Here is a 24,101-nt window from a genome sequence, read left to right as displayed (position 1 = left end):
CCTCGCTTTGCGGGGCCACATTTTAAAATGATAGACTATGAAACGTTTTCTTACCTTCTTGATATCGTGCCTAACAACGCTGGCGTATGGCCAGGGCGAAAATAACATCTGGACCTTTGGCCAGAATTATTCACTTGATTTTAATACCAGCCCACCAACTGTGCTGGACTCGAGTTTCTATCGAGGTCATCCTGTAAACGGCAATGGTATTACATACAGTCCTTCTTTTAATGAGTGGCTGTATCATAAATCCATAGCGGTTTGCAGTCCCACAGGTGCCTTGCTTTTTATGGTAAAATTCATAACCGGCGCCACCCCTCTCCCGGTCAACAATATATGGGACCGTTATGAACATCCTATTGCAGGTACCGACCTGTTAAATAACATGCCCCTTTTTGGAAGCCCTATAGTCATACCTCATCCAGGTAACACCAGCCAGTATTATATTTTTTATATCCGCAGCAATGGGCTGGTCTACTCTTTATTTGATATGAGCCTAAACGGTGGCTTGGGAAATATTGTTGCAGGCAAAAAAAATATTCCGCTTACAGGATGGAATACCATAGCTGATGACCGAATGACTGCAGTGAAAGGATGTAATGGCGTTTGGCTTGTTGTCCGCTCTTATATTGCCAATGAATATCTGAGTTTTCCTGTCGGCTACGATGGATTGACGACCGAACCTGTGGTATCACAATGTGGCAACTTACCCTTATTGAACTATGGATTAAGCAATGGTAATTTTGTCTCTTCTCCGGCTGGGACAATGCTTGCAGGTGGATTTTGGGAAGGCGGGGCGTTCAACTTTCCCGGTGGCGTTGAGCTTTATGATTTTGAAAAATGCAGCGGTAAAGTAAAAAACGCCCGTTTACTGGAAACCAATCAGTGGATATCAGGGGCATGTTTTTCGCCAGATAATTCTAAACTATATACTACAGAAAATGATGGTCCTTATTTTGGTGGTGCTGGTCCATATTATTATGGTAAGGTTTACCAATATAATCTTGATTTACCAACAACAGCTGATATAATATCTTCCAAGACATTGGTCCTTACTAACCCTCACCATTGGAATGATTACTTATGCGTGCCTGATGTATCATGGTTTGGAGATCTGCGTCTGGGACCTGACGGCAAGATCTATATCCTCGATCAACATCCTTATGAGTGTCCGGATCCTGCTATTCCAAAAATGACTTTCCATGTTATCCATCAGCCCAATAACTTGGGCCTGGCTTGTGTGCCGCAAACGGAAGCATTATACAGTCCCAGCAATAACATGATCAATATGTCGCCGACCAACGGGCTTACGGATTTGCCCAAAATCATTATTACTGCCGGACCGCCACCAGATACGCTATACGGAAATACTTATACAATTGATGCCTGTTTTAAAGACAGTATAACCCTTTATGCTGCTTCCGCAAAGGCATGCTACCTTTGGGATAATGGCTTACGTGATAGTTTCCGAATTGTTTACGATGATGGTGCCTATGTTGTTGCATACTTCCAGGATTGCACCGTTATCCTCGATACCTTTAAAGTTCAGTTTAGCAGGCTTCCCGACATGGACCGGCTTATATACGGTTGTCCCGGTGATATCGAATTGCAGATTAAGAAAATTGCTGGCGATACTGCATTGCTCAGCTATGAGCTAAGAAATGAAAGTGGTGAGCTGGTCCGATCCGCACAAAGCTCTTCTGGCTTTCAATTTAAAAGCCTGGATGCGGGTAGTTATGCTTTACAGATCAAACGGGAACCGTGGTGTGACACCACAATACATATACAATTAGATGCTTATCCAGCGCCGGAACTTATCGTCACTCCCTCTGATACAACGATCCGATATGGCGATTCCATCCGGCTCAGGGCCAGCGGAGCCATGTTATATAGCTGGTGGCCGGCTTCATCGCTGGATACACCGGTAGGGCCGCACCCTATTGCCATGCCATTGGTGCCGACCACTTATTCGGTGGTTGGGTTCAATGCTTATGGATGCAGGGATACCGGTCAAATTTGGGTAAATATTGATTTTAAAATGCCGGATATTGTACCCAATGCGTTTAGCCCGAATGGTGATGGGATGAACGATATATTTACAGTGTCCGGGCTTACTTATCAGAAAATACGTCTTTTTGAGATTTACAACCGTTTTGGGCAACGAGTATTTAGTAGCACCAGCTCCGCCGGCTGGAACGGTACGCAAAACGGACTGCCGTGCGAAATGGGGACCTACCATTACCTAATCGTGCTGGACTACCCGGATGGTAAGTCAAAGACCTTTAAGGGTGATGTCTTGCTTTTAAGATAAGAATTGGGCTTGTACCTATACGTTCCAAAGGCCATTATCTTTTATGGATAATGGCCTTATTTTATCATTTTTAAACGCAATAGTTTGTATTTAGCGGACACATATCTACCCATCCATTTACCCATGAAGCTGCGCCATATGCGCCCCGATAGGCTGGATGCTCAAATTGTCCTGCGCTGTCCCAGGTAAAATCTGAATTCTCCAAGTCTGTCAGCCCGAGGGTAAAATTAGGTGTAAATCCACTGCCGCAGAAGTCCCCACAAAAACTGGAGTTGTAACCCAACGTGGAGATATCAGCAGAAAACTGATTACCAATTTGCTGACATCCGAGGCCAGAGCCTGCTATCCACGATACCATACTTGCTCCGCATCCCGAATTACTTGTCCATGCGAGATTAGTTATAGCTCTAAAATCTGTTGCAGTTGCAAAACTCTGCATTGAATTGAACGAAAAACGTAATTGGAACGTACCGGTAGCAGTATTGGCAATAACATCATTAGCAAGATTAAGCCCGTGCTGGTTAAAGGATGTTATGACGCTATTGTAAATTTTAGCAGAACCATTAGCTGCGACAAATATTCCGTCCTCGATATTATTGTTTCCTTGTCCGCAATAATTACCACCCATAAGTGTAGTATTGGAAATGGTTGGATAAGTGCGCGGACTAGCTGTAAAGGATTCATTAAGCAACACATTTTTAATTTCCATTCCTTTAGCTGATGCCGCCGGAGAAAGTGTATTCTGTTTTAACCCACTTAAATACTGACTTCTGCCAGTATAACCATAGGACATGACAAAATCGCTTCTTTTTGTTTTCATACTCACGATGTTTTTCAGATTTACGGCCCCGCCAAAGACTCCTACGCCATCAAAGCCAGAATTACTGATTTGGATATGATCCAGAGTACTGGCGCTACCAAGGGATGCCAGTACGAGGCTGCTTTCTGACCTGCGGTCACTGCCGGAGCCCCCTCCTTTTCCAGCGAAATGGATCTGCACGTATTTAAAAGTTCCTACGCTACTTGCAGCAGAACTGCCACCTGCAGTAAAGCTGGCGCCGTTGATCTGGATGGCCAGCGCGTTACCCTGGTTGTTTGGTGCATTGCCCAAAAGATATACACCTGCCCAGTCACCGGCAGCACGGGAGCCTGGATTCTGGTTACTGGTAAATATGATCGGATTGGAGCTCGTGCCTGTTGCATTTATGCTGGCGTTAGGTAGTACGATGAGTGCCCCATTGGTCGCCTTTTCACCCTGGATTACAACGCCGGGCTGTATAGTCAGTGTCGTGTTGTTTACGACCACATTGCCCCGCAGCAGGTAGGCATTACCGGCAAGCAAAGTGGTTGGCGTACTGATCGTCCCTGAAAATACAATTGGCGGACAACTTACAGCGACAGCTTTTGCCTTTTTGCCGGCTGTTCCATTCATGTCCCCAAAATCATTTTGTTTCTGCTTGTTGCAGGAAAGCACTGCGACTACTGCAATAAAGACCATTACAGCAGCAGCCATTAAATTTTTTCTTTTCATTTTCGTATTGTTTAGCCTGATGGCGATTATAAATAATAACGGAGGTTTCTTACCTGTTGCTTATTACACAGGTTAGGGTGGTTGGTATAACGATTGTGTTTTCATAATGCCCTGGTTGTGGTTATGCTTTGCGCTTGCCGTGAACATCCCATACACACAAGCTGTTTCCTATAAGGTAAATTTCGGGGCTAAAGGCAGTAAGATGCAAGTGTTGCAGATAAGTGTTCAATGGAATGGAAACAGGGTTAAAAACGGCCTTCTAATAGCCATTACAGCCGTTTTTGTGAGAATGGATAAATGAGCCTTCATAATAAAAATATGCTCAACTGCGGGGTTTGGAAAACGAACTGCTGTGAATCGGAAATGAATTGCACGTATTCGTTATTGAGCTGAAGAACCGGCTCTCTTTTGGAAATCACCACCATAATAAAAATCCCCGGAAACTTGGATATTCCGGGGGATCCGATTGTTACTCACAGGTCCTTAGATGCCTGTTTCAACGGTAAGGCTACCGCTGAATGTATCGGCTACGGACTGGGTACCGGCAGTATTCTCTTCCTTGGACTTGATCCATTTTTCGCCGGCATCCGCCGATGAAATTTCCTCTGTGCCAGCGCCCGGAATATAAGTCACTGGCCACCGGTTAGCCACAGCGCGCGATGCCTGGTCCTTAAATACGGCCAGGAATCCTGGGGCCAGACCGATCAGGTAATTATACTGAGGGGCAGTAAGTTCAAAATTATCCACTATCCAGGTAACGATATCAACGGATATTAATGCGGCCTGGGCAAGCAGGGAATTGTCATCAAGAGCGTAAAGCTCTGTTGTTTTCTGATTTACACCATAGGGCGTTAAAGCTGGTTTGAACATATTTATTATATTAGTTTTTAATTTGTTTAATTGTTGTTATTGGAACGATCATGAAACAATCCCAGGACATAGAAACCAAAGACCAAATGTCTAAACCTCGTTACAGTGACATGCTGTTCCGGATAATTATTTGTTTGCCGGTTGCTTTTTTCATTGTCCTGTTCAATATTCACGTCGATGAATTCCGACTTGCAGCCATCGATATTAATTTTTGGATTGCTGTTGCCTGTAGCTACTTCATCGCCCTGCTCCTGCTATGGTCCGTAAACCGGATATCTGTCTACCTGGACCGGAAAGGGTATCATTGGCAGCAAAATACCGGGCGCCGTTTGATCATGCAGCTGGCCCTGGGATTTTTTCCGATGGCCTTTGCAGCCTTTGTGCTTGCGACGATTTACTTCTGGACGGTTTATTCTGTTCATATCTTCGACACTCGATATCTGACCATCGATTATCCTATCGTCCTGTTATTTTTGATGTTTGCCAATGCCTATTATGCCTTCTACTTCTTGTGGAATTATGCTGCTGATCTGGCAGAAAAGCAAAATCCGGCAACCAGGACATATCAAGCCGATGAAATACCTACCGAAAAGGATTTTTTCCTGGCTCAGACTCTAAACGGGATCGAAAAAGTACCGGTCTCAGAAATTGCCTGTTTCAGAAGGTTGGACGTAGGCTATCAGCTTTGCACCTTTGACCGAAAGTATCTGCTAATAGAGCAGTCTTTAAGCGAAATAGAACCAGAGCTGAATGCAGCACAGTTTTTCCGTGCGAACCGTCAATATATCGTCAGCCACAAATTGTGCAAGACATACCGTCCTCATGGCAAAAGCGGCCAGTTGGAACTGTACCTCGATCATCCTTTAAATACTAGGATCATCGTCGGCAGGCCTACTGCTGCGAAATTCGAGCGATGGCTGAAGAGATAAGGGGCGGACTTTTATTGAGGGCAAGGAAGGTAGTCATTGCGAGCATACTGAAATTGTAAAAGGTTCCGGAACCATTTCCTGAACTGTAACAAAATTGATAAGGTCCCGCTATCATTTGAGATACCTAGAAGGTAGCTACTGCTTTTTAAAGTGATGTTATATGGTATAAATACTCTATGCAGCCTTAATAACAATCTCAAGAATCACTAAAGTAACTTATTCATAGGCAACGTTTTGAAAATGGTTCTTATTGCTTTTATTTTGCTTATAGGACCGCGTTACTCAGACCTCACCAAGATAAAAAATTGGGGGGATTGGAGTTACAATACCGAAATAAAACGATAACATCTTATCGACGCAATTTTCTATTATGGGATTTTGAAGCAAAAAAAAGATTTCAAGATACTTGGAATCATATTTTTTTTCTACTTTTGTTATTAGTTATGAGGTGCAAAGCAGCAATTATATTATTTTACTTCTTGGGGCTATTTTTAGTTCCATGTAGTGATGCACAAAATATTTGCGAAACGCCAAAAGAACTAAGTATAGAAATAGCGCATAGTCATAACCAAGATACAGATGACAATTGCACTCCATTTTGTCAATGTGAATGCTGTAGTGTGACAGTGGTTTCTTTCAATTTTGAATTACCGGGATTTGTTATCCCTATTCAAACATTTTCTTCTAAAAAAGTTATTATCAGAGATTCTAACTTCTTATCCCGCTACGCTGGTAGCATTTGGCAGCCGCCGAAATTTAACATTTAACTTTTCTGGGAATGCTATGTCTTCTGGTATAATGTGTATTTATATACATTACTAGTCGTATTGTATTTGGTGTCTAACACTTTATATAAAGTGTTGCAACTACCAATTGTCGATATTTCACATTGACTCATAGATTCTCCTTCTCCGCCTTTTCATCCATTGGTGGAATTCCCTTCTTTTTCTATTAAATGTTAAAATAACAAAATACATTGTGTTAGACAATATCATAAAATTCAGTATCAAGAACAAGATAATCATTGGCTTAATGACCTTGTTACTTATTATCTGGGGAGTATGGAGTGCAACCAAACTGCCTATAGATGCCGTACCTGATATTACCAACAATCAGGTTCAAATATTTACTTCCTGCCCCACATTGGCTGGACAGGAGGTGGAACAGCTCGTTACCTTTCCGATTGAACAGAGTATTGCGAATGTTCCCAAGATCGAAGAAATTCGAAGCATTTCCCGATTCGGGTTGTCCGTAATTACAGTCGTTTTCGAAGAAGATGTAGATATCTACTTTGCACGTCAACTCATCAACGAAAGGCTAAAAGAAGCAGTAGACCAAATTCCACAGGGAATAGGTACTCCTGAAATGGCGCCGGTAAGTACCGGCCTGGGAGAGGTTTACCAATATATTATCCATCCCAAAAAAGGCAGTGAAAGTAAATACAATGCAAAAGATCTACGTACAATGCAAGATTGGATCGTTGCAAGACAATTATATGGAACACCCGGTATTGCTGAGGTTAACAGCTTTGGCGGACAATTAAAACAGTATGAGGTTGCTGTGAACCCTGATAAGTTAAGAGCGATGGGTGTGAGCATACCAGATATATTCACCGCACTTGAGAAAAATAATCAGAATACAGGTGGAGCGTATATTGATAAAAAGCCGAATGCCTATTTTATCAGAGGTATTGGTCTGGTAACTTCAATTGAAGATGTAAAAAGAATCGTGGTAAAAACTTCAGGTGCTGTGCCCATTTATATCAATGATGTTGCTGAAGTGAGATTTGGAAGTGCTGTTAGGTATGGGGCGCTGACGTTTAATGGAGAAGTTGATGCTGTGGGTGGAGTTGTTATGATGTTGAAGGGCGAAAACAGTAATGAAGTCGTAAAGCGTATCAAGGAAAAGCTACCAACTATCCAAAAGTCCCTACCTGAAGACGTAATCGTAGAACCTTATTTGGACCGTACGGAACTGGTAGGCAGAGCTATGAGTACGGTAGAAAAGAACCTTATTGAAGGTGCATTGATCGTAATATTCGTACTTGTACTGTTTTTAGGCAACTTCCGTGCAGGACTTATTGTGGCATCAGCAATTCCATTGGCATTGCTTTTTGCTCTTGGAATGATGAACGTCTTTGGCGTTAGTGCCAATCTGATGAGTCTTGGTGCGATAGATTTTGGACTGATCGTAGATGGCGCGGTAATCGTTGTAGAAGCAACCATGCACCATTTGGGTCTTCGAAAATCCACTAACAGATTGACACAAAGTGAAATGGACGATGAGGTATTTGTGTCAGCTTCTAAAATACGAACCAGTGCTGCTTTTGGTGAGATCATTATCCTGATCGTATATATTCCTATTTTAACTTTAGTTGGTGTAGAAGGGAAAATGTTCCGCCCAATGGCGCAAACCGTAGGTTTTGCCATATTTGGGGCGCTTATTTTGTCATTGACGTACATCCCGATGATGTGTGCATTATTCTTGTCCAAAAAACCAAGTCATAAAAAAACATTCAGTGACAAAATGATGGACAAGCTGGCTAGTTGGTACCAACCAGTGCTGCAGAAAGCAATTAAGATGAAATACATTGTTGTAAGTGCTACCGTTGGGCTATTCGTAATTTCTCTATTTTTCTTTAGCAGGATGGGTGGCGAGTTTATTCCTCAACTGCAGGAAGGAGATTACGCATTCCATTGTATACTTCCACAAGGTAGTTCACTGAATCAAAGTATAGAGACATCGATGCAGGCTTCGCGTATACTCAAGGAATTTCAGGAGGTTAAGATGGTTGTTGGAAAAACAGGTGCAGCCGAAGTTCCTACGGATCCCATGCCTCCGGAGGCTTCAGATTTGATGGTCGTTTTGAAACCGGAAAAAGAATGGACCTCCGGAAGGAATTACAAGGAGCTTGCCGATGCCATGATGGAGAAACTTGAAGTAATACCGGGTGTCTTCTTTGAAAAGAATCAACCTATACAGATGCGCTTTAATGAGCTGATGACTGGTATCAGACAGGATGTCGCTGTTAAGATTTTCGGGGAAAACATTGATACGCTCGCATCCTACGCTAAAGAAGTAAGTGAAGTAATCCAAACCGTCGATGGGGCAACCTCTCCTCAGGTAGAGCGGGTTAGTGGACTTCCTCAAATCAATGTGGAATATGACCGTACACGTATTGCAAATTATGGTCTGACCATTCAAGACTTAAATGATGTGGTAAGTACCGCTTTTGCGGGAAAAAGTTCGGGACAGGTTTACGAAAATGAGAGGCGTTTTGATCTTGTTGTTCGGCTTGACAGTCTCCATAGAAGCAGTATAGATGATGTAAGCAATCTAATGATCCCAACAAATAGCGGGGTACAGATTCCGCTTTCACAGGTTGCAAATATTGAGTATAAACTAGGACCTGCCCAAATTAGTCGTGAGGCTGGTAAGCGTCGGATTGTAATAGGTTTCAATGTGGCCGGACGTGATGTTCAAAGTGTTGTACAGGACATTCAAAAACAGCTTTCCGAAAAAGTAAATTTGCCTTCGGGTTATTATTTCACCTACGGAGGTCAATTTGAAAACCTGCAAAAGGCAAGCGCACGTTTGATGATTGCAGTACCGGTTTCCTTGCTACTGATTTTTATGTTGCTGTATTTTACTTTCCATTCGTTCAAACAGGCAACGCTGATCTTTACCGCAATACCTATGAGTGCAATTGGAGGGGTGTTTGCCTTGATGCTTCGGGGCATGCCTTTCAGTATTAGCGCAGGGATCGGATTTATTGCTCTCTTTGGTGTTGCCGTACTGAACGGTATTGTTTTGATAGGCACATTTAATCAACTGAAGAAGGAAGGAATAGATGACGTTCTCAAAAGAGTAAAAGAAGGAACCATGACCCGACTACGACCGGTCTTGATGACGGCAACCGTGGCATCACTCGGCTTCCTGCCAATGGCCATAAGCACGAGTGCGGGAGCGGAAGTTCAAAAGCCTTTGGCGACAGTTGTTATAGGCGGTCTGATCACTGCAACTTTTCTGACGCTATTCGTATTGCCGCTCCTTTACATCATATTCAATTCCAAACTTAACATAAAAGGTAAAGGAAGCATGAAAACAATACCAGTTGTGGTTTTACTGTGTTTGGGTGGCTTTTCAACTAGCAATGCACAGCAACAAAATAGAGTTTCAATAGATAAAGTAATAGAAACAGCTTTGCAAAACAACCAACAATTTGGAGTAAACAGTGCGAAAATTAAAAGTGCCTCTCTAAATGTAAAGACGGCCACTGATATTCCCAAAACAGGCGTTTTCGCAGAAAACGAAGATTTCCGTCCCTCGGACAATGTGGGTATTTTAAAAGTTGGTATTTCACAAAGTATAGCCTGGCCAGGATTGTATGCGGCTCGGAAAGATTATTTCAAACAGCAGCTTAAATATGCTGAGATGAATACGGATGTACTAAATGCAGTCATTAAAAGAGATGTACGTACCGCCTATTATCAGCTTTGGTATTTACAGGATAAGCAAGCATTATTCCAAAGGCTGGATAGCATATATACTATGCTTTTTAAAACCACTGAAGTAAGGGTAAAGACAGGTGATGTCGCTAAACTGGATCAGGTGTCTGCAGAGGCTAAGCTTAGAGAACTTCAGGCGTTTATGGATCAGAATAAGAAGGAAATGACGGTACAGCAACAACAATTAATGATGCTTTTGAACCAAAATGAATGGTTACTACCTGTCTCGGCCCCTCTTGAAAAGATAGAAGTACAATTGTTGGAGAACATTACGTCCCATCCTATTCTTGCCTTACAGGAACAAAATGTAAATATTGCATCATCCAATATCAAAGTCCAAAAAAACACGAATAGGCCTGAATTTTCAGGAAGATTTTTCAGCCAACGTTTATGGGGAGCGAAAGATCCTTTCACTGGCTTTTCAGTAATGGCATCCTTTCCATTGTTTGGAACCGGTGCTTATCGTAATAAGGTAAGAGTAGCAGTTACAGAGAAAGAGGTGCAGGAAAAAACACTATCCTATCAGACGCAATTGTTCCAGACCCAGAGAGGAACCGCAATTGCTGAAATAGAAAAGAATTATTCCTTGTTGAATTTCTATGAAACCTCCGGCTTAAGGCAATCTGAAGAAATTATCAATGCGGCCAGCCTGAGTTACAGAACGGGTGAGATAAGTTTTGCAGAATTGGGGCAGTTTCTTAACCAGGCTATTGGCATCCGTCAAAATTACCTGGACGTATTGAACCAGTTCAATCAATCAGCAATTCAATTCAATTACTTCAATAACAAATAAGATAAAATGAAAATCATAGAAAAAATATTAGTTGCAGCTATTCTCATAACAACTTTATATAGCTGTGGGGGAAAGGCAAAAAATAAAGAGGGTGCTAAAGCTCCAACAGAAAAAAAAGCAGCTGAAGCCAGTGGTGAGGAAGGACATTCAGAAGAAGAGTCTTCCACTATTGCCTCACTCACACAGGAACAGATCAAAGCTGTTGGCATCAAACTTGGAAACATTGAGGATAAAAATCTGACAGCCACTGTCAAAGCTAACGGGGCACTAAGGGTACCAAACAACAAGAAGGCGAATGCAACATCCCTTTATGGTGGTGTTATTAAAAGCCTAAATGTACAGTTGGGTGATTATGTCCGCAAAGGTCAGGTAATTGCCACTATTGAAAATCCTCAGTTTATTCAGCTGCAGGAAGAATACATCACAATTGACAGCAGAATTACGTTGGCACAACAGGAACAAAATCGTCAACAGGAACTTAATCAGGGAAGTGCGGGAGCGTTAAAGAATCTCCAGACAGCTAATGCCGATTTGAACGCTTTGATGGCCCGTAAGGCTTCCTTAAAGAAACAAATACAATTAATGGGAATAAATCCCGCTACTATCAGCAGGGAAAATCTAAGATCAGCACTAACGGTAACAAGTCCTGTCAGCGGAACCATAAGCAATGAGTTCGCAAAAATTGGAAGTTATGTCGATGTATCATCTCCTGTGGTTGAAATTGTAGATAACAGTCTGTTACATCTAGACCTTCAGGTTTTCGAGAGGGATCTCCCTTACATGAAAGTGGGACAAGTAGTGAATTTTACCATTACTAACAATCCACAGGTGACTTATAGCGCAAAAGTATTCAATATAGGTTCATCCTTCGAGAATGAAAGTAAAACAGTTGCTGTGCACTGTACTGTAGTAGGTAATAAAACCGGATTGATTGATGGAATGAATATCACAGGCATGGTAAGTGTCGAAAATGTTATGGCATCTACCGTACCCAATACTGCAATTGTTGAAGCGGATGGCAAGTTCTATATTTTTGTCCATACAGACAAAGAGCCTGAAGCTGGCCATGAGGAAGGCGGCCATGAACATGCCGAGGGTGAAAGTCATGATCAGAAAGCAGAGGAAGACCATGATCACAAACCAGGAGAACAGCATGATCATGCTGCAGAAAATAAGCAGAAAGAACCAAAAATGAATTTCGAGAAGATTGAAATAGCAAGGGGCATTTCCGAATTGGGATACACAGTGATTACTCCTGTAAATGAAATTCCTAAAGGGGTAAAAATTGTTACAAAGGGCGCATTCTTTATCAACGCCAAATTGAGTAACACCGGGGGGCATGATCACTAATCTTTAATACGAATAGGCTATGAAAGAACTGGTAATATTAGTTGAAGACTATGTTTCTGCTTTACTGAAAGATGAGCTTTCAGTTGACCTTTGTTTTCATAGCCTTACCCATACCCTGGAAGTTGTCGAAGCAGCCAAAGAAATTGGAGGAGTTTGCAATTTGGATGATTCCGAAATGGAAATATTGACTGTGGCGGCATGGTTTCACGACTGTGGCTACGCTTACACATACACTGGCCATGAAGAAGAAAGTAAAAAAGTAGCCGAGAATTTTTTGAAAAAAGTTACTGCCAATACTGAATTTATTAATTCAGTATTGGCTTGTATCGAAGCTACAAAGTTTCCGCAATGTCCCAAGAACAGAATTGAAATGGCATTGTGTGATGCGGATCTCTTTCACTTGACCAGAACCTCCTATCCAAGGTATGCACATGCGATAAGGAAGGAGTTTGAAATCTTTCTCCATCAAGTTTATTCTGACGCCCAATGGCATACCGTTAATTGCAACATGCTGCTAACTCATAGCTATTGGACAGTGTATGGACAAAATATCCTAAATAGATTTAAGGAAGTAAATATTGGATTAATGGGCTGTAATTGCTCAGACATGGCTAAGTGATTATAAACCTACATTATGAAAAATCAAAAAAATTATGGCGTTGAAAGAAGAATTTGAAAGGCGGGGAAACTGGCTTTTCATTTATAGAAGTTATTTACCAATCGGGATTTTAATCGAAGCAATCTTGGTTGCAGTGTATAGGAATTTACAAAATAAAAACTTGTTTTTTAGTTCCACCACCTACGGAATTACTAGTCTTAGTATAGGAGTTATTAGACTACCAATAAGAGTATATACGGTAGGATATACTGTCCAAAATACCTCTGGTCATAATACCTATCATGGACAAGTTGCGTACATGCTGAACAGTACATCGCCATACATTTCACTTGGACAATTTCATGAACGAAAAGGATAGTTATTGAGCCTAATGAACTAAACAATAAAATTATAAAGTAATTGTAACAGAAAAAAAATGATTGATTTCAAACACCACACAATATTACGTCATGCTATTAAATCGGAAAATATCAATTTGGTACTTTGTAAATGAAATCAAGATACAGATCATGCTGATTTGTGTCTTTGCAATATCTATCGGATTGCTGGATATGCATCCGACATTTAAAAAAGTATCACTTCCTTTAAGTATTCCCGCACTCGTAGGAACGGCAGTTTCTTTACTGCTTGCTTTTAGAACAGCACAATCCTATGAACGTTGGTGGGAAGCAAGGAGTATATGGGGGGCTATCGTAAATGATTCCAGAACCCTTTTAAGACAGTACATTCAGTATGCTCCCGATACCCCTAAGTACGAAACAAAGGAATTTGCTGAAAGACAGATTATCTGGACTTATGCTTTGGGCGATTCCCTTAGAAGAAAACAATTCTCACCATCAGTTCAGGCTTACTTAAACATTCATCAAATTAATGCTGCAAATATTCCAAATGCGTTACTCGACAAGCATTCGGAAAGGATTAAAGAACTTGCATTCGCTGGGGACATATCACATATTCAACAAGTGCAATTGAACGAAACAATTGCGAGGTTATGTGATAGCATGGGTAAGTGCGAACGCATAAAAAACACCGTTTTCCCACGATCATATAGTCTGCTTGTCCATACGCTCATCTATGTATTTGCGGCGATTTTACCGTTTGGATTGGAGGATGGCCAACTTATTGTTGAAATTATGATGACTATTCTTATACCCTCGTTATTTATTGCTATAGAAAAAACGGCAATCATTATGCAAGATCCTTTTGAGGATACTCCTGTAGACACGCCGATGACCTCACTTGCACAGACAATCGAGATTAACCTGTTGGAAATGATCGGAGAAAAAGATATTCCGGTAAAGTCTAAAAACGATTCTTACTATGAAATGTAAAGTATTGATAAATAATAGAAACAATTAAATGTCATGGATATCAATTTTGAACTTTTACTCTCGGCTAAATTGCTGCTCGCGCTCATTTTAGGTGGTGCTGTGGGTATTGAAAGGGAAAAGGAGCAGCAAAATATGGGCATAAGAACTTTTGCCTGCATCTGTGTTGCCTCTTGTCTTTTTGTATCCGTAGCTGCTCATCTGACCGAAGACAGATCTGCAACCGCAAGGATGCTCGCCGCAATTGCTACCGGATTAGGCTTTATTGGCGCAGGCATAGGTTTTCATAATGAAAAAAGTATGCCAACAGGTCTTACTACCGCTGCTGGTCTTTGGGCAATCGCAGCTGTTGGAATAGCAATAGCACTAAATATGTTTGTTCTGGCAGTTTCAGCGACGCTCATTACCCTACTTATTTTCTCCTTCAATCAGTTTGCATGGTACAGGAGATTTTTAAAAAAGTTATCAAACAATAAGAACAGTGATCATGAAAAAGAATAATATTCAATTCGATCTGCATCTTCAAAATGTAACCATTTTATTAAATGATGCTCAAAAAGAAGAAAACCCAGGGCGTTACCTTTTTGAAAATAACCTTAGAACACCATTATTTCAATTGGAAGCTTTAGCCAGAATATATAGCATAACTGGGCCCAAAAGGAAACGTTTTATTAAGATGCGCGAAAAGTTCAAGCAGTTGGAAGATATACTTGGAAGCGCGGATTATTTTGTTGCCTTGGGTATAGAGTTTTCGAACAATAAAAACATTCCAGAAGATGTCAGGTCCTATTTCTCGGCGCAAGAAGAAAAAGCTTTTAAGAACCTCAATAATTTACTTAAAAGTAAAAACTGGTTAAATGGGAAGCTAGTAAAAAAGATCAGCAGAAATCTTAAAAAAACGAATTGGCGAAAAAAAGACGAACAACATAAGCGTCTTGTTAAATTTTATCGGTCTGAGATCGAAAAGATCATGGAATATAACAAGAAAGGCAAAGCTATTTTTAAAGACGTTGAGTTGGGTGTCCATGAATTCCGAAGGAAGTTGCGCTGGTTAAGTATTTATGCGCAGGCGCTTCAGGGATGTATTGAACTCATAGACATTGAAGAGGAAAGGCTGATTTTCGAGAACTATCTTACAGATTCCGTATTGGATTCCCGCTATAACAAACTTCCCGCTGTGGAAGATAAACAGATGAAACCGTTGGCAATCTCCAAATTTGGCTTTTTTGCGATTAGCTGGATGATCGAGCAATTGGGAATCTTAAAGGATAAAGGACTCGGATTGCTCGCCTTGGCGCAAGCGGTAAAGGAAACCCAAGGCATAAAAAGTGACCAGGCTATAATAAGGGCGAGGGAATATATCGGTAAGAAAGCACCATCTATTGAAGGTATATTAATTGAAGCGAATAAAATTACTAATCAGTTTTTAAATGATAGAGTATTAGAAAATCTTTCAAAATAGAGCATATGGAATTCAAACGTAGCGTACATATTGAAAATCTATGCTATCCACACACCGGGGACGAACTTCTCGAACTAGGTGGTGGGAAAGCTTTGGCGTACAAGATCGTGGCATTGACAATACTTCTTATAGACTTTTTGAATCCGGTAAGGGCTGAATCTCAAACAAGAGCTTCGGAGTATTGTATGGATTATGTAAAACTCTATAAAAGCTATGGGGAGTTCAGCGAAGGAAAATTTATTGACAGCATCTGTCTTACAGGCAAAAAGAACAAGTTCAGTGTTTATTACAACAAGCTTACTTTAAAGCATGGACAGCAAAAAAGTAAATTTCCGAATGGGAGTTTATGGGGATATCAAAGAGGTAATGATCTGTTTCGTTATTTTAATAAGGGGACGACTTTCGGGACCTATGGTTATCATAAAATTATTGGGAGTAACGGATTGATTATCTATTCTAAATACGAACGGGGAGGCTATAGATACGCAAGTCGCACCTACTATTTTTATAGCAAAAATCTAAACGCTCCGCTTGAAAAACTTACTATTAAAAATATTGAAAGTGATTTTTCCAATACGTCATTTATTAGTGAAGTAAAAGCTCTGAAAAACCTGACCGAATCAGATAGCAAGGGCAATTTGATGATCAATGTTATTTACAATAAATACTATTAGGTATGTTAGATAAAAGATGAAAACAGCACCGATCTTATCGATGTCTAACATCATAAAACAAAAACCATCTTAAAAAAATATTATGGAACACAAACACAAATACGACGCCCTGGGCAAACAGATTTGCTGTACACAGACCGAAAAGGTCTATACAGAAGCGGGCGCAAAAGAATTGGTGAAAGACGAACATCACAAAAATGACGGACACGACCATGGTCATAGTGATGATGATGGTCATGACCACAGTAATGCCACCGTAAGTCCGATTAAAATGTTCCTTCCTTCCATCCTCTCCCTCTTACTTTTACTTCTAGCAATTGCATTCGACAACTGGGTGCCTCAGGAATGGTTTAAAGGTACTGTCAGGTTTATTTGGTATCTGGTATCCTATGCAATCGTGGGATTTCCAGTTATAAAGGATGCTATTAAAAGTATTTCGAAAGGTGAAGTATTCTCAGAGTTTTTTTTGATGAGTATTGCGACGATTGGCGCATTTTTTATCGGAGAATACCCCGAAGGAGTAGCAGTGATGTTGTTCTATGCAGTAGGTGAAGTATTTCAAACACTTGCCGTATCCAGGGCACAAAGCAACATTAAAGCATTGCTCGACCAGCGACCAGACGAAGTAACTATTATTGTAGACGAAAGAGCAAAAACGATCAAGGCGGAGGAAGCTCAGATTGAGGATATTATTCAGCTTAAACCAGGTGAAAAATTGGGACTTGACGGAGAACTTCTTACTGATAGTGCTTCTTTTAATACAGCAGCACTCACGGGCGAAAGCAAGCCAGATACCAAGAATAAAGGAGAAACGGTGCTTGCCGGAATGATCAATCTGAATACAGTAGCCCGTGTTAGAGTAACTACCGCTTATTCGGATAGTAAACTCAGTAAAATACTGGAGCTGGTACAAAACGCTACTTCCCAGAAAGCCCCGACAGAATTATTTATCAGGAAGTTTGCAAAAGTGTACACTCCCATCGTGGTTTTTTTGGCCGTAGCAATTTGCCTTGTTCCTTATTTCTTCGTTGACAATTATGTATTCAATGATTGGTTATATAGGGCCTTAGTTTTCCTTGTAATTTCATGCCCTTGTGCACTGGTTATTTCTATACCATTGGGATATTTTGGGGGTATTGGCGCTGCCAGTCGTAATGGTATTCTCTTCAAAGGAAGCAACTTTCTCGATGCTATGGCTGCAATACAGAATGTTGTGATGGACAAGACCGGTACAATGACCGAAGGCGTTTTTAAGGTGCAGGAGGTTATGTTCAATCCCGAGTTTAATAAAGACGAAATCTTAAAACTTGTCAACGCGGTAGAAAGTCTGAGTACGCACCCTGTTGCAACGGCTATACACGAATACGTGGGTGATATTGATAGCTCCATTAAGCTTGAAAACACAGAAGAGATAGCAGGACATGGTTTGAAAGCGACAATAAGTGGCAAGGAACTTTTGGTCGGCAATTTCAAATTGATGGATAAGTTTGGTATAAGTTACAATGTTGACCCCTCATCGATCGTCTATACGACTATTGCAGTTGCCAGCGAAGGAAAATTTGTAGGCTACATTACCATTGCTGACAGTATCAAGGAAGACTCTCAACGTACTATCGAGCTGCTTCACAAACTCAATGTGAAAGTAACCATGTTAAGCGGTGATAAAACTACGGTTGTCAAATTTGTGGCCGATAAATTGGGAATTGACAATGCATTCGGAGATCTGTTACCGGAAGATAAGGTAAACAGGGTAAAAGAAATCAAAGCTAAAAGTGAAACTGTAGCCTTTGTGGGCGACGGGGTAAACGACGCCCCTGTAGTTGCACTAAGTGATGTAGGTATCGCCATGGGGGGGCTCGGAAGCGATGCGACCATTGAAACAGCGGATGTAGTCATTCAGGATGACAAACCCTCCAAGATCCCTATAGCCATCAATATCGGTAAGAAAACCAAGAAAATTGTATGGCAGAATATAACACTGGCATTTGTAGTAAAAGGTATTGTTCTGATCTTAGGTGCGGGCGGTCTGGCTACAATGTGGGAGGCTGTCTTTGCTGATGTGGGCGTATCATTGATTGCCATATTAAATGCCATTAGGATACAGCGAATGAAGTTTTAGCTTTCAATTCAACAATTGTCCTTAAGCATGAAAACATGTGTAAAGGTTTAAAGATAAGAGCTTATGCAAAAAGACAAAGATATTTACATCTTAAAAGCTTCAGGCCAGCGCGTGGCTTTCGACAGTAATAAATTAAGACAGTCACTGTCCCGGTCCGGAGCGGCTCCGCAGCAGGTTGAGATTGTTCTGCAAAAAGTGCAGGACAATCTTATCGATGGAATGGCTACCCGGGATATTTACAAGACGGCTTTCAAATGGCTAAGAAAAATAGCAAAACCTGCTTCGGCCAGGTATAACCTGAAAAAGGCGATTATGGCGCTGGGCCCTACTGGTTTCCCTTTTGAAAAACTTACCTCGGCGATATTAGAATCTATGGGATATAGCACACGAACAGGAGTAATTGTTCCTGGGCATTGTGTAAAACACGAAATAGATGTGATAGCGACTAAAGATGATCATCATATTATGATAGAATGCAAGTTCCATAATCGGCAAGGATTTGTTAGTGATGTAAAAATTCCGTTGTACATCCAATCAAGATTTCTCGATGTCGAAAAACAGTGGCAAGATAGCGGTTGTCACGGTCCCCAGTTCCATCAAAGCTGGATAGTAACCAATGGCCGCTTTTCTGACGATGCAATTCAGTACGGTACATGTATGAAAATGTCTTTGGTTGGATGGGATTATCCAAGAGATAAAGGTCTGAAGGACCTTATAGATCGTTCCGGTCTGTATCCCATAACCTGCCTGATCTCCTTAACGGAAAGGGACAAAAAAGTGCTGTTGGCTAATGATATAATTGTGTGCAGCACATTATTACAACAACAGGAAATATTAACCCGGATAGGCTTGACACCGGGGAAGATCCTGGAAGTGGTTAATGAGTGCCGTATGCTTTGCGAATAAAAAAAATAGAATTAGTAATGGATACCATCAACCATAAAGAGATCAAGACAAATTGGTATGTAGTTACCGGGGGACCGTGTACCGGCAAAACTACCGTCGTAGAACTTCTGGCAAAACGTGGATATGCAATTATTGCGGAACAGGCAAGACATTATATTGATACACAGAAAATTCAAGGCAGAACTGTCGAAGAGATAAAGTACAACAGAGAACAATTCCAAATGGAAGTACTGAATCTTCAGATCAGGGAGGAATCAACGCTGGATGTTAATAAAATCGCTTTTTTAGACAGAGCGCTTCCCGATGCTATGGCCTATTACGAATTTCTTGGACTGAAATATGACCGAAGGCTTATTGCAATGTGCAAGAGGTTTTGTTATCAGAAAGTTTTTGTTCTTGACCGTCTTCCTCTTATTAATGATTATGCAAGACTAGAGGACGAGCAGGATCAGATTAGAATTCACAATTTGATTATTGAGGTCTACACCCGCTTCCCATGTCCGGTCATCCAGGTACCTGTCCTTCCTCCCGATCAAAGGGTAAAATTTATCCTTAATAACCTATAATTTTTTTAATGTCTAAATTAAATGATTTCAAGAATAATTCTAATATATATATTAATAGTCTTGCCTATACTGTTGTGTGCTCAAGATAGCACAATTGTTTTGAAAAAAACTGATACAGTATTTGGCGATAAAAGTATTTACAATCTTGGTTATAAAAAATTGATTCTACCCACTTCTTTGATTGCAGTCGGCGCCATTAGTTTTGCCATCCCACCGATGAAGGCACTGGATGTTTCAACCAAGATAGAGATTTCTCATGATAAGCCGGCAAAAACGACACTGGATAACTATACGCAGTATTTTCCCGCTGTAATGGTGTATGGATTAAATTGGACCGGGGTAAAAGGGGAACACGGTTTTAAGGATCGTACTATCATATATGCAATGTCTCAGCTTATAGCTGCTGCAATCGTCACTCCTGCGAAAAATATAATTGCAGAAGAACGTCCGGATGGATCGAACAGAAAATCATTTCCTTCGGGACACGCTGCTACAGCTTTCTCTACCGCTCAATTTATGTACAGAGAATACAGGGGTAATAATCTACTGTTGAGCCTTTCAGGTTATCCGTTTGCGATTTTCACAGGAGTTTACAGAGTGATAAACAATAAACATTGGATGACAGATGTCGTTGCGGGCGCAGGTGTAGGCATTCTTTCAACAGAGCTAGCATATTGGTTGTATCCTAAGACCGATTTCCTATTTAAAAGAAAAAAGAATAAGAACACTAAAAGTTTTTTGGTTCCCTTTTATCAGTCAAAGAAATTAGGATTGTCTTACTCATTGATTTTTTAAAGTATGCAAAATGAAAAAAAAACAAAAAACTCAAAGACGACGGCCAGAAAAAAAACAGAGAGTTGTATCAGTTCATAGCAAAAGAAATCAACCTTATAAAATGAAAAGATCACTGTTCATGACATTCGTACTCGTCATATTGTTTATTGTAATAACTATTGCAATTATAACACAATTAAAACATATATATATCCACCTTTCAGGAAAGGGGCATTAAATAGTTTCGCGAATGATATTTATATGACTTTATTTTTGACAATGATGTCGTTTTTTCTGGTCTCTTTTGTAGGCTACATAAAAATACACAACAATAATATTTGCTAGATTTAAAGGAAAGATACTAGCTCTGATATTAAAGAAGAGGTTATATGCTGTGTATCTTAGCCATCAAACACACTAGTAAACTATTATTAAGCTTTTTTTAGTTCTAGACTTTTGTGACTCTTGAAATCTGACTTCTATAGCGATAAATTTCATTTTAAATTCATGAAACTCATTCGGGGATTTAATGCCCTCTATATTTTGGTTCAACCGGTTCGTCTTTGACTTCTGTATCAAATTATTATTTAAAGATTTTTTTCAAAACTTCCCTTTTGCCTTTTGGGGTAGTATTGCCTGTGGCAACCATATAATCAAAGAGTTCCTACAGCCCCCTGTTATGAATTTCTCCTGCAAAATCAAAGGGATTTGCAACTGCCTTATTAACCTCCAAAGTAGAACCCAATTTAGTCTTACGAAGAGTACAAAGGCTCTGCTGCTGCGCTTCAGGATATTGCTTACAGATGATAATACTCACTGCTATTATTGCAGCAAAGAAGATGATTTTTTTCATGTTTAATCATTAACTGACGGAAATATTTCAGGATCAAATATGAAAAATACGGAGGTACGACATTGAAATTACATAGGTAGCTATCCAACTTTCGATCTGTCTATAGCCTTCTGTGCCCCTTACCTTGGCTTTTTACTTTCTTATTTATCCTTTGTTTCATTTTCTCATTAGCTTTCTGGTCCTTTTTTTGAAACTGCCCTTTTTTTAAGATGTCATAAATATGTCGACTTTCAAACTCAATAGTTTCATTATATTTTATTACGTTGGTAAGTAAAATATTATCGACCCGGGCTGTAATTTTATATCCTTCAATAGCGGTTATTTCTGCCCAAAACCGTTCCCTAAAAGCGCAGACCTTAACGCTATCACCGATCTTTAACTCGCGTAGGTCGTTTTGATCCGGGACGTCAAATGTATCGGGATGGATTTGTTTCATCTGCTGCGCATCTATAAAATCTATCTTTTTCATAAACCTATTATTTTTGTGTTTGCTATTATATTATTCTCTTACTATCAGCAAATGGGCAAGCTCTGGCGTCTCATAGATCCGCTCCATTTCAGACTCGATAAGCATTACTATGTCCTCTTTGATTTGAAGGTAATTCTGTTCTATCTCCGTAGGTGTAACCGTCCTGGGCTTGGGAATAGGAACATAGCCATCCATCTCTGTTTTGATAGCAGCGTGGTCATTGATAATTTCGCAGTGGAAATTCTTAAGCTGGATTTTTTGCTCCGGGTTATCAGCTACCGATCCCACAAATTCCCCGGAGGAAAGTGACGAAATTGTTGATGCCGGTATAGCGGATTCCAACTGGGTGGATTTACTGATAGAGGTATCACTGGCATTAATGGAAAGGCTTTCCCGCTCCTGCATGATTTTTCCAAACCGCTCGGATAATGTCTTGGCGGTATCTCCAAGGACCTGACCCGAAATCAGGTTACCCACGATATTGAAAATCACATCGGCGCTTTCCTTTCCATAATCTTTGCGTAATTGGGAGATATCTTGTACCGCCAGTGTGGTCGCCACTTTATTGCCACGGGCTGTTGCTATGGTACCTTCGATACCGGAAACACCACCAATATATATGGTTGGGAACTCGTCAAATAACAAAGAGCTTTTCAGTTTATCCTTCTGGTTGACCAGCTTAAGCATCCTGGCTACATACAGGGAAAGCACGGCACCATACACCTGGGTCTTCTGTGGATTGTTACCAACACAGACGATTTTGGGATCCTCTGGATTATTAATGTCCAGGGTAAAGTCATTACCCGTTAGTACATAATAAAGCTGTGGAGATGCAAGCCTTGCCATAGTAATCTTAGCAGAGGCAATCTGTCCCTCGAGCTGCTCCATAGCACCATTGATGTAGGCGGTAACGAAAGGATTGATCAGCACCTCGATCTCTGGCTCGGTCCTTAGTACGGGGAAAAGCTGGTCGTAGGGCATCTGCATGAGCTCAATGCAATGGGGCAGGGTACAGTATTTTCCGTTCTTAAATTTGCGAAGATACCAGATAATGCCAGTAAGGAAATTTATTGGTGACTCCACAAAGAAATCCCCCGCCTTTTTGATCCACTCCCTGTTCAGGCCCAACATTATCGTTCGGCTGCTCTCCGTGGCATCTGTTATATCGGTCATGCTCTCCGGATAAAGCGGGTTGCATCGATGGTAGATGCTGTCGAAGTCGATAACATAAAACTTTGGCTCGACTTTATACCGGTGCTTATTTTTCAGGTAAGCATTGTATGCAATGATGGAGAGGTCGTCAAACTTGAAATCGTAGACGAACATCGAAAAGCCCTTTGCAATATGCTGGGTAATGACGTGCCGGATAACAAAGTAACTCTTACCCGCTCCCGGTGTGCCAACCACAAGAAGAGCCCTAAAAGGATTGATGAAATTGATCCAGGATTTACGGATCTTGCCTTTGAGGTTATACTGCGCTGGCAGATTTATGGAAAATTCATTTTCCAGAAGCCGCTCTTCCTGTGGGAAAGTTTCCTGTAGTTTATTGAAAACATCGGTATTCAGCCGGTTACGGATAATGCGTGAAAGCAGGCTTCCGCCATGCAGGATCATCAGAAACCCAATGCCGGTAACAGCCATATACATGGAGGCCAATACCTGGACTGAAGCCTGCAATCCGAGTAACAGATGACTCAATCCGTAGATGAGGAGCCCAACAATAAAATAGCGCAGCGCTGTAGCAATCTTTAGTTTCTCATCCTTTTTTCCCTTGGATCCTATAAGGGAAACCAATACCAAAAAAAGCGCACCTATCTTAGAAACATGGTAGCTGGCAAAAAGGCCGGTATTGCCGATCCGCTCCAAAACCTGCCGGACTACTTTATGGGTCAGTCCCCACTGCTCGAATGCCCGGTAACAATAGACATAAAAGTGAAGGAATAGAATCAGTAAACTAACCTTCCTTATGAAATCAATGATCTTTCTTAATGCTTCCGCATTCTCCCCCGTATTCATACTTCACAACTTTAAATTCAACC

At 40.9% G+C, this 24,101-nt stretch carries 19 protein-coding genes; 14 read left to right on the top strand and 5 right to left on the bottom strand.

What is annotated here, in order from left to right; genetic code table 11:
- Positions 1–37 precede the first annotated feature (37 nt).
- Entirely contained in the window at positions 38–2,311 is a 2,274-nt protein-coding gene (locus A9970_RS02025) for a gliding motility-associated C-terminal domain-containing protein (protein ID WP_182981093.1), read from the top strand.
- 70 nt (positions 2,312–2,381) lie between these two features.
- Here A9970_RS02025 and A9970_RS02020 read toward each other — a convergent pair whose 3' ends face one another.
- Complete coding sequence (locus tag A9970_RS02020; protein WP_182981092.1) at positions 2,382–3,842, bottom strand: hypothetical protein; 1,461 nt, start codon at positions 3,840–3,842, stop codon at positions 2,382–2,384.
- Between the two features lie 483 nt (positions 3,843–4,325).
- Positions 4,326–4,712 carry a hypothetical protein gene (locus A9970_RS02015; RefSeq protein WP_182981091.1) on the bottom strand — a complete coding sequence of 129 codons (387 nt, stop codon included), beginning with the start codon at positions 4,710–4,712 and terminating at the stop codon, positions 4,326–4,328.
- A 110-nt stretch (positions 4,713–4,822) separates the two neighbouring features.
- Between A9970_RS02015 and A9970_RS02010 the strand changes: the two genes are divergently transcribed.
- From A9970_RS02010 to A9970_RS01955, 13 genes are all read left to right on the top strand, one after another.
- Positions 4,823–5,641: a LytTR family DNA-binding domain-containing protein gene (locus tag A9970_RS02010; RefSeq protein WP_182981090.1), complete on the top strand. Its 819-nt coding sequence runs from the start codon at positions 4,823–4,825 to the stop codon at positions 5,639–5,641.
- Positions 5,642–6,084: 443 nt separating this feature from the next.
- Positions 6,085–6,408, top strand: coding sequence for a DUF6660 family protein (locus tag A9970_RS28995; protein ID WP_409079947.1), 324 nt, complete (start codon positions 6,085–6,087; stop codon positions 6,406–6,408).
- A gap of 211 nt (positions 6,409–6,619) precedes the next feature.
- Positions 6,620–10,942, top strand: a complete 4,323-nt coding sequence (locus A9970_RS02005) for a CusA/CzcA family heavy metal efflux RND transporter (RefSeq protein WP_070569897.1) — start codon at positions 6,620–6,622, stop codon at positions 10,940–10,942.
- A 6-nt stretch (positions 10,943–10,948) separates the two neighbouring features.
- Complete coding sequence (locus tag A9970_RS02000) at positions 10,949–12,292, top strand: efflux RND transporter periplasmic adaptor subunit (protein WP_182981089.1); 1,344 nt, start codon at positions 10,949–10,951, stop codon at positions 12,290–12,292.
- A gap of 19 nt (positions 12,293–12,311) precedes the next feature.
- Positions 12,312–12,911, top strand: a complete 600-nt coding sequence (locus A9970_RS01995; RefSeq protein WP_182981088.1) for an HD domain-containing protein — start codon at positions 12,312–12,314, stop codon at positions 12,909–12,911.
- A gap of 449 nt (positions 12,912–13,360) precedes the next feature.
- A complete protein-coding gene (locus A9970_RS01990; protein ID WP_182981087.1) occupies positions 13,361–14,242 on the top strand; it encodes a bestrophin family protein in 882 nt (293 codons plus the stop codon).
- Between the two features lie 33 nt (positions 14,243–14,275).
- Positions 14,276–14,740 (top strand): MgtC/SapB family protein, encoded by a 465-nt coding sequence (locus A9970_RS01985; protein WP_070569890.1) that lies wholly within the window; start codon positions 14,276–14,278, stop codon positions 14,738–14,740.
- Complete coding sequence (locus A9970_RS01980) at positions 14,727–15,701, top strand: hypothetical protein (protein WP_182981086.1); 975 nt, start codon at positions 14,727–14,729, stop codon at positions 15,699–15,701. The genes A9970_RS01985 and A9970_RS01980 overlap by 14 nt, the downstream gene beginning before the upstream one ends.
- A gap of 5 nt (positions 15,702–15,706) precedes the next feature.
- The gene (locus tag A9970_RS01975) at positions 15,707–16,375 is read left to right on the top strand and encodes a hypothetical protein (RefSeq protein ID WP_182981085.1); all 669 of its coding nucleotides are present in this window, start codon (positions 15,707–15,709) and stop codon (positions 16,373–16,375) included.
- An 82-nt stretch (positions 16,376–16,457) separates the two neighbouring features.
- Positions 16,458–18,494: a heavy metal translocating P-type ATPase gene (locus A9970_RS01970; protein WP_070569882.1), complete on the top strand. Its 2,037-nt coding sequence runs from the start codon at positions 16,458–16,460 to the stop codon at positions 18,492–18,494.
- Between the two features lie 63 nt (positions 18,495–18,557).
- Entirely contained in the window at positions 18,558–19,400 is an 843-nt protein-coding gene (locus A9970_RS01965) for an ATP cone domain-containing protein (RefSeq protein ID WP_182981084.1), read from the top strand.
- Positions 19,401–19,417: 17 nt separating this feature from the next.
- Positions 19,418–19,966, top strand: coding sequence for an AAA family ATPase (locus A9970_RS01960; protein ID WP_182981083.1), 549 nt, complete (start codon positions 19,418–19,420; stop codon positions 19,964–19,966).
- 99 nt (positions 19,967–20,065) lie between these two features.
- Positions 20,066–20,761 (top strand): phosphatase PAP2 family protein, encoded by a 696-nt coding sequence (locus A9970_RS01955; RefSeq protein ID WP_259655315.1) that lies wholly within the window; start codon positions 20,066–20,068, stop codon positions 20,759–20,761.
- Between the two features lie 643 nt (positions 20,762–21,404).
- Here A9970_RS01955 and A9970_RS01950 read toward each other — a convergent pair.
- The 3 genes from A9970_RS01950 to mobC form a co-directional block, all read right to left on the bottom strand.
- Complete coding sequence (locus tag A9970_RS01950) at positions 21,405–21,593, bottom strand: hypothetical protein (protein ID WP_070569879.1); 189 nt, start codon at positions 21,591–21,593, stop codon at positions 21,405–21,407.
- 100 nt (positions 21,594–21,693) lie between these two features.
- On the bottom strand, positions 21,694–22,062 hold the full coding sequence (locus A9970_RS01945) for a hypothetical protein (RefSeq protein WP_182981081.1): 369 nt from the start codon (positions 22,060–22,062) through the stop codon (positions 21,694–21,696).
- A gap of 30 nt (positions 22,063–22,092) precedes the next feature.
- On the bottom strand, positions 22,093–24,078 hold the full coding sequence (gene mobC / locus A9970_RS01940; RefSeq protein WP_182981080.1) for a conjugal transfer protein MobC: 1,986 nt from the start codon (positions 24,076–24,078) through the stop codon (positions 22,093–22,095).
- Positions 24,079–24,101: the final 23 nt, after the last annotated feature.

Origin of the sequence: Sphingobacterium sp. UME9 (genome assembly GCF_014170215.1) — a bacterium.
Classification (GTDB): Bacteria; Bacteroidota; Bacteroidia; order Sphingobacteriales; family Sphingobacteriaceae; genus Sphingobacterium; species Sphingobacterium paramultivorum.
This window is presented reverse-complemented; position numbering and strand designations above follow the sequence as displayed.